Source organism: Methanoculleus sp. UBA430 (assembly GCF_002506585.1).
In the GTDB taxonomy this organism is placed as follows: Archaea; Halobacteriota; Methanomicrobia; order Methanomicrobiales; family Methanoculleaceae; genus Methanoculleus.
The window spans coordinates 309,340-319,070 of the sequence record NZ_DAXW01000003.1; the positions used below are offsets into that span (position 1 = coordinate 309,340).

General features: G+C 65.6%; 10 protein-coding genes. 5 read left to right on the plus strand and 5 right to left on the minus strand.

Annotation, left to right across the window (positions count from 1 at the left end):
- The first annotated feature begins 79 nt into the window (after positions 1 to 79).
- From BRA49_RS03275 to BRA49_RS03290, 4 genes are all read left to right on the plus strand, one after another.
- The gene (locus BRA49_RS03275; protein ID WP_292383406.1) at positions 80 to 2,104 is read left to right on the plus strand and encodes a sodium-translocating pyrophosphatase; all 2,025 of its coding nucleotides are present in this window, start codon (positions 80 to 82) and stop codon (positions 2,102 to 2,104) included.
- A gap of 101 nt (positions 2,105 to 2,205) precedes the next feature.
- Positions 2,206 to 3,147: a magnesium transporter CorA family protein gene (locus tag BRA49_RS03280; protein ID WP_292383408.1), complete on the plus strand. Its 942-nt coding sequence runs from the start codon at positions 2,206 to 2,208 to the stop codon at positions 3,145 to 3,147.
- A 312-nt stretch (positions 3,148 to 3,459) separates the two neighbouring features.
- A complete protein-coding gene (gene acs, locus BRA49_RS03285) occupies positions 3,460 to 5,349 on the plus strand; it encodes an acetate--CoA ligase (RefSeq protein ID WP_292383410.1) in 1,890 nt (629 codons plus the stop codon).
- A gap of 6 nt (positions 5,350 to 5,355) precedes the next feature.
- Positions 5,356 to 6,654 (plus strand): L-lactate MFS transporter, encoded by a 1,299-nt coding sequence (locus tag BRA49_RS03290; RefSeq protein ID WP_292383412.1) that lies wholly within the window; start codon positions 5,356 to 5,358, stop codon positions 6,652 to 6,654.
- On the opposite strand, the gene BRA49_RS03295 is transcribed toward BRA49_RS03290, so the two are convergent.
- The 3 genes from BRA49_RS03295 to BRA49_RS03305 are packed head-to-tail and all read right to left on the minus strand — an operon-like array spanning position 6,638 to position 8,298.
- Complete coding sequence (locus BRA49_RS03295) at positions 6,638 to 7,093, minus strand: ribonuclease III domain-containing protein (protein WP_292383415.1); 456 nt, start codon at positions 7,091 to 7,093, stop codon at positions 6,638 to 6,640. The genes BRA49_RS03290 and BRA49_RS03295 overlap by 17 nt on opposite strands.
- A 9-nt stretch (positions 7,094 to 7,102) precedes the next feature.
- Positions 7,103 to 7,588 carry a peptidylprolyl isomerase gene (locus BRA49_RS03300; RefSeq protein WP_292383417.1) on the minus strand — a complete coding sequence of 162 codons (486 nt, stop codon included), beginning with the start codon at positions 7,586 to 7,588 and terminating at the stop codon, positions 7,103 to 7,105.
- A 38-nt stretch (positions 7,589 to 7,626) separates the two neighbouring features.
- Positions 7,627 to 8,298, minus strand: coding sequence for a DUF5714 domain-containing protein (locus BRA49_RS03305; protein WP_292383419.1), 672 nt, complete (start codon positions 8,296 to 8,298; stop codon positions 7,627 to 7,629).
- 221 nt (positions 8,299 to 8,519) lie between these two features.
- Here BRA49_RS03305 and BRA49_RS03310 point away from each other — a divergent pair, with 221 nt between their 5' ends.
- A complete protein-coding gene (locus BRA49_RS03310; protein ID WP_292383420.1) occupies positions 8,520 to 9,215 on the plus strand; it encodes a nucleoside-triphosphatase in 696 nt (231 codons plus the stop codon).
- Between the two features lie 5 nt (positions 9,216 to 9,220).
- Here the strand turns inward: BRA49_RS03310 and BRA49_RS03315 are convergent, their stop codons facing one another.
- Both BRA49_RS03315 and BRA49_RS03320 read right to left on the minus strand, forming a co-directional pair.
- Positions 9,221 to 9,568, minus strand: a complete 348-nt coding sequence (locus BRA49_RS03315) for a putative zinc-binding protein (protein ID WP_292383422.1) — start codon at positions 9,566 to 9,568, stop codon at positions 9,221 to 9,223.
- Positions 9,569 to 9,572: 4 nt separating this feature from the next.
- Positions 9,573 to 9,722 (minus strand): DUF2703 domain-containing protein, encoded by a 150-nt coding sequence (locus tag BRA49_RS03320; protein ID WP_292383743.1) that lies wholly within the window; start codon positions 9,720 to 9,722, stop codon positions 9,573 to 9,575.
- Between the last annotated feature and the right edge of the window lie 9 nt (positions 9,723 to 9,731).

Below are 9,731 nucleotides of genomic sequence, written 5' to 3' on the forward strand. Positions count from 1 at the left end.
TATCTTCCGGATTCTTTCCGCATGTTTAAAAGTGTTGAATCCCATTGTATATGTTACACAATCGGAGGAATACAGAGAGATGGATCTGGTGTATCTGGCACCCGTGTGTGCCATTCTCGCTCTCCTGTTTGCAGGATACTCATATACGAGTATCAAGCGGGAGGGAACGGGTACCGAACTGATGCAGAAGATTGCTGCCGCTATCCACACGGGAGCAATGGTCTACCTGAACAGGCAGTACCGCGCTATCGGAATATTTGTCATCGTGCTTACCGTCGTCCTTGCGCTCGGGATCGGCGTGCTCACCGCCGCCTGCTTCGTCCTCGGCGCGGTCCTCTCGGCGACCGCCGGCTACATCGGCATGTTCACCGCCACGGCCGCAAACGTCCGGACGACGAACGCCGCACGGCGCGGGATCGCGGATGCGTTCCGTGTCTCGTTCTCGAGCGGCTCGGTCATGGGCATGGCCGTGGTCGGGCTCGGGCTTCTCGGGCTCTCGATCGCGTATGTGGTCGTCAGCACCTTCACGGGGCTTTCCCAGGCCGAAATTCTCACCCACGTGACCGGGTTCGGTCTCGGGGCGAGTTCGATCGCCCTCTTCGCCCGTGTCGGCGGCGGCATCTTCACCAAGGCCGCAGACGTCGGGGCCGACCTCGTCGGCAAGGTCGAGGCCGGCATCCCCGAGGACGACCCGCGGAACCCGGCCGTCATCGCCGACAACGTCGGTGACAACGTCGGCGACGTCGCCGGCATGGGTGCGGACCTCTACGAGTCCTACGTCGGTGCAATCATATCGGCGATGGTCCTCGGCGTCGCCGTCGCAGCGACACAGTTCGCGAACGCCGACGTCATGAACGTGATCCTCCTCCCGCTGCTCATCGCCGCAGTCGGCATCATCGCGTCCATCATCGGCTCGTTCTTTGTTAGGACCAACAAGACCGAGAGCAGCGCCATCCACATGGCCTTCAACAAGGGCCTGGTTGCTGCGATGGTCGTGACGGTCGCCGCCACCTACTTCCTGGTGAACCTGCTCCTCGGGGCGGAGTATATCGGGGTCTTCTATGCCTCCGTCGCCGGTCTCGTCGCAGGGTTTACCATCGGCCTGATCACCGAGTACTACACCTCGTTTGACCGGAAACCGACCCTCTCCATCGTGAAGTCCACTGAGACCGGGGCGGCGACCACCATCATCACCGGGTTTGCGAAGGGGATGGAGAGCACCATCTGGCCGGTCCTGATCGTCGCCGTCGCGATCTACGTCGCCTACCAGGTCGCCGGTCTTTACGGTATCGCGATCGCCGCCGTCGGTATGCTCGCGACACTCGGGATCTCACTCTCCGTCGACGCCTACGGCCCTGTCGCCGACAACGCCGGCGGTATCGCCGAGATGTCTCACCAGAAGCCCGAGGTTCGCGAGATCACCGATACCCTGGACTCCGTCGGCAACACCACCGCCGCCATCGGCAAGGGGTTCGCCATCGGCTCTGCGGCCCTGACGGCGCTCGCCCTCTTCGCCGCCTACACCCAGGCGGTCGGTCTCACGACCATCGACGTAGCGGTCCCGAACGTCTTCATCGGCGTTCTGATCGGTGCGATGCTCCCCTTCCTCTTCTGCTCCATCACGATGATGGCAGTCAGCAAGGCGGCATACAGCATCGTCCACGAGGTTCGCCGCCAGTTCAGGGAGATCACCGGCCTCATGGAGGGAACGGCCGACCCTGACTACACCTCCTGTATCGCCATCTCCACGAACGCGGCGCTGCGTGAGATGATCCTGCCCGGCATCCTCGCCGTCGCCGCGCCGCTCGTCGTCGGGTTCGTCCTCGGCACCGAGGCGCTCGGCGGCCTGCTCGTCGGCTCGCTTGCGTCCGGGTTCCTCCTCGCCGTCACGATGGCGAACGCCGGCGGGGCCTGGGACAACGCAAAGAAGTACATCGAGATGGGCCACCTCGGCGGCAAGGGTTCCCCGGCCCACAAGGCAGCGGTCGTCGGCGACACCGTGGGCGACCCCTTCAAGGACACGTCGGGCCCGTCCCTGAACATCCTCCTGAAGCTGATGTCCATGGTATCGCTGGTCTTTGCACCGCTGCTCCTGGTCCTCTAACCCTTTTTTTCAGGCCCGACTTCGTGGCGGGCGTCCATACCTTCATCCCGCCCGCCGACAACAGTAGAGTGTGAGCCCTCCCCGGAGGGGTGAGAGACCGCATGATCCGCATCTATCGCACGGTTGAAGCGGCCCCGGTGCCACGGACGGAGGAGACCGGCCGGTTCGAGCCCGGCTCCTGGGTATCGATGATCAACCCCACCGCAGGTGAGATCGAGGAGGTCGCGGCAAAGCTCGCCATCCCGGGTGACTACCTCCGGGCGGCGCTCGACGAGGAGGAGCGGCCCCGGACCGAGACGGAGGACGGCGTCACCCTGATCGTCATCGATATCCCGATGCCGTATCCCGAACGGACGATCCTTTACACGACGATGCCGCTCGGGATCATCGTCACGCCCGATACCATCGTCACGGTCTGCCTCCGCGAGAACGCGATCGTCCAGGACTTCACGGAAGGCCGGGTGAAGCTCTTCTACACGTTCAAGAAAACCCGGTTCGTCCTGCAGATCCTCTTTCGGAACGCATCCTACTTCCTCCAGTACCTGCGCCAGATCGAGCGGATATCCGACCGTATCGGGGCCGAACTGAACCAGTCGATGCGGAACCGCGAGCTGATCCAGTTGATGAACTTAAAAAAGAGCCTGGTCTACTTCTCGACGTCGCTCAAGAGCAACCAGATCGTCCTCGACAAGACCCTGACGTTCCAGCCCCTCCGGATGTACGCAGACGACACCGATCTTCTCGAGGACGTCATCATCGAGAACAAGCAGGCGATCGAGATGGCGAACACCTACTCGACGATCCTGACCGAGACGATGGATGCCTTCGCCTCGATCATCTCAAACAACTTCAACAACATCTTAAAACTCCTCACATCGATCACCATCATCCTCGCGATCCCCACGATGATCGCAAGTTTCCTCGGTATGAACGTCCCGGTCCCCCTCGAGAACCATCCCTACGGGTTCCTCATCATCATCGTCCTCTCCCTGATCGTCTCCTCGCTCATCGCGGTGGCCATCAACCGGAAGGGCTGGTTGTAGGATGGCATCAACCTCACCACCCCGCCCCACCGCAACATTTATCTTTTTATTCTACATTATTGATCGTGATAAATTGCACATGATAGATCATGTAAGATAGGGGCGCCGCACGGGAGGAGGCGCCCGGGAAGGTTACGCTCCCGGCGGAGCCGGCACCGGTTGCCGGCGACCGCATGTACGGCAGCACGACCACGGACCGAGCGGCCGGGAAGGTTGTCGGTCGGAGGATCAGCCACTTTTGCACGGTACGGAGGCCCATACGGGGACCGATCGCGGCAATCGGGTATGATGAATCATGTAAATTGAGGAAGTATGGAGCAGACATTCGCCGTGAAACTGGAGGAGAAACGCTACACCCCCGACCCCCGGTGCAAGGCGGCAGCCTGGACACCGGATTACACCCGGGCCTACCAGGAGTTCGTGCGCGACCCGGAAGCCTTCTGGGACCGGGTCGCCCGTGAACTGGTCTGGTTCAAGCCGTGGGACCGGGTCAGGGAGTGGGACTACCCGTACGCGAGATGGTTCGTCAACGGAAAACTCAACATCACCTACAACTGCCTGGACCGGCATGCCGCCAGCGCCCGGAAGAACAAGGCGGCGCTCGTCTGGCGCGGCGAAGGGGGCGAGGAGCAGGTCTTTACCTACGACGGCCTCCACCGCGAGGTGATGCGGTTTGCAAGCGGCTTAAAATCCCTCGGCGTCGGGAAAGGTGACCGGGTCTGCATCTACATGCCGCTCGTCCCCGAGCAGGTCGTCGCGATGCTTGCCTGCGCCCGGATCGGGGCCGTCCACTCCGTCATCTTCGGCGGGTTCGGGCCGGACGCGCTTGCGATGCGGATCAACGATGCGGGAGCGAAGGTCCTCGTCACCGCGGACGTCGGCTACCGGCGGGGGAAGGCCGTCCCGCTCCGAGAGATCGCGAGAGAGGCGCTCGGCCACGCACCGTCCGTCGAGCGGGTCGTCGTCCTCCGGCGCGAGAGCGCAGCCGCCGGCCTCGACCCGACCCGCGAGGTCGACTACGCGGCCCTCATAGCAGAGGCCGCGCCCGACTGCCCGGCGGAGGTGATGGACGCGGAAGACCCGCTCTTCATCCTCTATACGAGCGGCTCGACCGGGGCGCCGAAGGGGATCGTGCACACGTGCGGAGGCTACATGGTCGGGACCTACTACACGACGAAGTGCGTCTTCGACGTCAAGGAGAACGACGTCTTCTGGTGCACCGCCGACCCCGGCTGGATCACCGGCCACAGTTATATCGTCTACGGCCCGCTCGCCGTCGGCACGACCGTCGTCATCGCCGAGGGGACGCCGGACTACCCGGACCCCGGCGCCTACTGGCGGCTGGTCCAGGACCTCGGGGTGACGATCTTCTACACCGCCCCGACCGCCATCCGGATGTTCATGCGCTACGGTGACGAGTGGCCGGCGAAGTACGATCTCTCGACGCTGCGCGTGCTCGGCTCCGTCGGCGAGCCGCTCAACCCCGAGGCGTTCGAGTGGTACTACCACGCCATCGGCAGAGACCGGTGCCCGGTCGTGGATACCTGGTGGCAGACCGAGACCGGGATGCACATGGTGACCACGATGGTCGGCGAACCAATGAAGCCCGGGTTTGCCGGGAAACCGATCCCGGGCGCCGTCGTGGACGTCGTCGACAGAACGGGCGCCCCGGTCCCGCCGGGGACCGGCGGGTTCCTGGTCATCAGGGAACCCTGGCCCTCGATGCTCCGGACGGTCCACGGGAACGACGAGCGTTACCGCACCTACTGGGAGACCATCCCCGGCTGCTACACCGCAGGCGACCTCGCGGTGAAGGATAAGGACGGCTACATCATGGTCATCGGGCGGGCCGACGACCTGATCGTCGTCGCCGGGCACAACATCGGCACCGCGGAGGTCGAGAGCGCGCTCGTCTCCCACGAGGCCGTCGCGGAGGCCGCCGTCATCGGGAAACCCGATCCCCTGAAGGGGAACGTCATCAAGGCCTTCGTCACCCTCCGCGTGGGCGCAAACCCCGGCGACGGCCTCACCGACGACCTCGCCCGCCACGTGAGGAAGAGCCTCGGCCCCGTCGCGGTGCCGGCCGAGATCGAGTTCATGGATAGGCTCCCCAAGACCCGAAGCGGCAAGATCATGCGCCGGGTCTTGAAAGCCCGCGAGCTCGGCATGGACCCGGGCGATGTCTCCACCCTGGAGGAGTAGACTCCCATGCCGGATGCATCCACAGTCTTCGGGCTGCCCGCGGAGAAGGGGCGGTGGGGGCTTGTCGCCCTCGGCCTCCTCATCAACCTCTGTCTCGGGAGCATCTACTCCTGGAGTGTCTTTGTCGCGCCGCTTGCGGCGCACTTCACGGAGGCGCTCGGCCGGGAGGTGACGGCGGGGGAGGTCCTCCTCCCGTTCTCGGTCTTCCTCGCCTTCTTCGCGATAGCGATGCCGCTCGCCGGGAAGTATATCGAGCGCTACGGACCGCGGATGGTGACGATGGTCGGCGGGGTCCTGACGGGCCTGGGCTGGCTGCTCGCCTCGACGGCGACGTCTGTCGAGGCGCTCTACGTCGTCTACGGCGTCATCGGCGGGCTCGGCGTCGGGATCGCCTACGGGGCGCCGGTCGCCGTCGCGGCCCGGTGGTTCCCGGACCGCCGGGGGCTCGCGGTGGGGCTTGCCTTGCTCGGCTTCGGATTCTCGGCCTTCGTCACCGCGAACGCGGCAGGCGCCCTGATCGCCGCCTACGGCGTGATGGCGACGTTCCGGATCTTCGGGGCCGTGTTCATCGCCGTGCTGCTCCTCGCCGCCCTCCCGCTCCGGTTCCCGCCGGCGGGCTGGCGGCCGGCGGGGTGGACCCCTCCCGCGCCCGGGATCGGGACGGCTCCGGTCTGTGAGTGCGACCGCCGCGCGATGCTTCGTACGGGGACGTTCTACGGGCTCTTCGCCTGCTACTTCATCGGCTGCCTCGCGGGGCTCGCCGCGATCTCGATTGCAAAGCCGGTCGGGACCGAGGTCGCCGGGGTGGATGCAGGGCTCGCGACGCTCCTCGTCGGGTTCTTCGCCGTCTTCAACGGGCTCGGGCGGCCCGGGTTCGGGACCCTCGCCGACCGGATAACCCCGCAGAAGACGGCGATGCTGACGTTTGCTCTGATCGCGACGGCATCGGTCCTGATCTGGCTCGCGCCGGGAGTGCCGGCCTACGTCGTCGCCTTCGCCGTCCTCTGGGGGTCCCTCGGGGGCTGGCTCGCCATCGCGCCGGCGGCGACGGCGTCCTACTTCGGGACGTGCGACTACCCGCGCTGCTACGGGGTTGTCTTCCTCGCCTACGGCGCAGGGGCCATCGCCGGGCCGCAGCTTGCGGGGTTCGTCCGGGAGGCGACCGGGACCTACCTCGGCGTCTTCCCGCTCGTCGCGGCTCTCGCCGCGGTGGGCTTCGTCGCCGCCTGGCTCCTGATGCGCCCGGCGGCCACCGTTCCGGCGGCGAGTGAAGAGGGGGCAGGAAAGCCTACGCTTTCCCGGTGAGCCCGAGCCGCCGGAGCACCCCGGCGGCCGCACTCATCCCGCCGTCCAGGTAGACGGCGCCGATGAGCGCCTCCAGGCACTCGGCGAGGACCCTGCCGGAGGTCCAGACCGTCTGGGCGGCCTCCCCTTTTCCCCAGCGGACGTAGTCGGCGAGGTCGAGGCCTTCCGCAAGCCCGCGGAGCCGGGTCATATTCACCAGGTTCATCTTTTGGTTGGTGATCGCACCCTTGTCGTGCGCTCCCCCTGCAACCACCGCCTCCACGACCGCGACGTTGATGACCGCATCGCCGAGGGTGGCGAGGGCGTCCATGTGGGCGCCGGGCGGGAGGCCGGCCTCCAGGGTATAGGCGAGGCGGGTCAGCGCCCGCTCGAGCAGTTCCCCGCTCATAAAGGCATAGCCGATCCGCGCCTCGATCTCGGCAGGGTCCCGGCGGTTCATAAAAAAGGGTTACTCCAGGACTTCGGCCTTCTCGATCCGGACGGGGACCTTGGGCTTATCGGCGGAGTTCGTCGCGACCTTCCCGATCTTGTCGACGACGTCGAGGCCCTCAACCACTTCACCGAAGACCGGGTGGGCGCTCGGCGTCCTGGGGTTGTCCCAGTCGAGGAAGTCGTTCTTCACCAGGTTGATGAAGAACTGACTCCCGCCGGAGTTCGGGCGGCCGGTGTTCGCCATCGCGATCGTCCCCCGGACGTTCGAGTGGCCCTTCACGAACTCGTCGGTGATGGTGTAGCCCGGCCCGCCCGTTCCGGTGCCGGTGGGATCGCCGCCCTGGATCATGAACCCGGCGATGACCCGGTGGAAGATCGTCCCGTCATAGAACCCGGATTTCGCCAGTTTCGCAAAATTTCCTGCAGTCACCGGCATGTCGTCGTAGAGCCGGATCGTGATGTCGCCCATGGTCGTGTGGAGCACGACTTTTGTCTCTGCCATAACCATTAACTCCGTATGGTATTGTCCGTCGTTGCTACTTATACTGATGGAGAGGGCGACCGGGTCTCCTCGCCAGGGTAGAACGAGCACTCGTAGCCCGTGCAGTCGCGGTTCACGGTCGCGTACTCGCATGAGATATGCTCCGTCACCGGCAGGCTGACGCCGCACTTCCCGGCGAGGAACTTCACCGCCTCGCCGATCGCGAGCCACGAGTCCCGCTTGCAGCACCGAGGCCCTCCACTCTCCGCGATTGCCATGAGACTCCGTGCCGTTACCTGGTTAGCAAGCGACCACTCCTCCTTCTTCAGCGGGCCGGAGTGCGTGATCAGGCTCATGAAGATCCCGGTGCCAATCGCCGCCCCGCATGCCCCGTGCGTGCCGCAGAAAGCCGGCTGGACGGCCTCGGCACGCTTCCTCGCCTGTCGGAGGGTCGGTTCCTTCTTCTCCGGGCTTCCCCGGTGGTTGTAGTAGGCGGCAAGCAGGACGGCCGGCACCAGGAAGTGGTGCTCCGGGCCGTGAAGGCTGATCTGCGGGTGCCGCATGATCGCGCAGGCGATCGCGAGCGGGTCCGTCTCCGTCGTCGTCAGGCAGACCCGCTCGATCAGGTCGAGGTTCGAGAGTGTCTCCAGCCCCGGCGGCGCCGTTACCGGCTCATCCTCGTGCGGGACGAGGTTCTTCCTGCAGGCCTGGCAGGCTGTCTCGCGGTCCATGGGCACCCCTGATACCTGATCCCGCATATGGGTTGCGGGCGCGGCAACCGGTTCTCCAGGAAAGTAAATGGTACATCTTAAACAAACATATTGAGTAAAACTATTTTATACAAACACCGCAGATGTATATCCATGTACCCCGGAGCGAACGTCTCCCCGGACCCCGGCCGGGACATACCTGTAAGCCGCTCTCCAACCCGCATACCTGGGGGTCTTTCCGGATGAACAGCCGGACGACGCCAGTCTTCATCATCACCGGTGAGCAGGGCCAGTGCAAGACGACGTTCCTGCATCAGGTGCTCGGGCTCATTGTCGGGGCAAACGTTCGGGTCCGGGGCGTGCTGGCTCCCGGCCACGTGCGGGACGGGCGCCGGTCCGGGTTCACCCTCGTCGACCTCGCCACCGGCGAGCACGAGGACCTCTCGTCGATCGACCCCGACCCGCGGTGCGAGGTCCACGGCCGGTTCTACTTCCGGCCTGAAGGGCTTCTCTTCGGCCGCAGGGCGCTCGCGCTGCCGGATCCCGGCGAGACCGATCTGGTGGTCATCGACGAGGTGGGGAGGTTCGAGCTCCAGGGCGGGGTCTGGGCGGAGCAGATCGACCGACTGGTCGCGCTCCCGCACCCCCCCATGATCTGGACCGTCCGGCGCCGGCTCCTCGATACGGTCATCGACCGCTGGAAGATCACGAACCCCGTCGTGGTGGACGTCGGGGCCGCGAGCGTCATGGCGACGGCGGACGCCGTGATGGATGCCGTCTGGGAGTGGCGAGAGAGGCAGACGTTCTCCCCGGTTCCGGCGCCACTGGTTCCGGGGGATCGCATCACGAACGATGCTCCCCTCTTCGCCGAGGCAGTCGCCGGGGGTTCCCCGGGTGCCCCGGCAATCCTCCGGCGGCGCTACGGCCCGGAAGGGTGATGCACTCAGGGCTGCTGCCCGCTCTGGATCGCCTCGATCACCGCGCCCGCGAGCTGCTCGATCTCGTCAAACCGCGGCTCCGCCATGCCGTTCTTTACGATCCCGCACCCGGTCGCGACAATGTGCAGGTCCGGCTCGACCCCGTTCTCCCGGAGTTTTTTGAGCGCACAGGCGTCCTCACAGCCGTCCAGCGCGAGGATTCGGCCGGAAAGCGACGCCGACAGGCGGCGTGCCGGGATACAGGCCTCGACGGATCCGGGGCACCGCTGCCGGACCACCATCCCCGCCTGACCGGTCAGCTTCCCGGTGTTCGAGAGGCCGGAGCAGGTGACGAGGATGATGGGTTCCGTCACGGACTCACTCCATCTCGAGCGCTTTTGCGGCCGCCCGCCCGATCAGTTCCGGCGGGATTGCCTCGTACTCCTCGCCGTTGTAGCAGAGCGTCCGGCACTCCGCGTCTCCCCCGCAGGAGTCGCAGGATGCGCAGGAGCAGGATGCGGCAGTCACCTCGACCCC

Excerpts from the sequence above, each read along its gene's own strand:
- BRA49_RS03300 (WP_292383417.1), bottom strand. The coding sequence starts at position 7,588 with ATGGCAGAGACAAAAGTCGTGCTCCACACGACCATGGGCGACATCACG.
- BRA49_RS03310 (WP_292383420.1), top strand. The coding sequence starts at position 8,520 with ATGAACAGCCGGACGACGCCAGTCTTCATCATCACCGGTGAGCAGGGC.
- BRA49_RS03290 (WP_292383412.1), top strand. The coding sequence starts at position 5,356 with ATGCCGGATGCATCCACAGTCTTCGGGCTGCCCGCGGAGAAGGGGCGG.
- BRA49_RS03280 (WP_292383408.1), top strand. The coding sequence starts at position 2,206 with ATGATCCGCATCTATCGCACGGTTGAAGCGGCCCCGGTGCCACGGACG.
- BRA49_RS03275 (WP_292383406.1), top strand. The coding sequence starts at position 80 with ATGGATCTGGTGTATCTGGCACCCGTGTGTGCCATTCTCGCTCTCCTG.
- acs (WP_292383410.1), top strand. The coding sequence starts at position 3,460 with ATGGAGCAGACATTCGCCGTGAAACTGGAGGAGAAACGCTACACCCCC.
- BRA49_RS03295 (WP_292383415.1), bottom strand. The coding sequence starts at position 7,093 with ATGAACCGCCGGGACCCTGCCGAGATCGAGGCGCGGATCGGCTATGCC.
- BRA49_RS03305 (WP_292383419.1), bottom strand. The coding sequence starts at position 8,298 with ATGGACCGCGAGACAGCCTGCCAGGCCTGCAGGAAGAACCTCGTCCCG.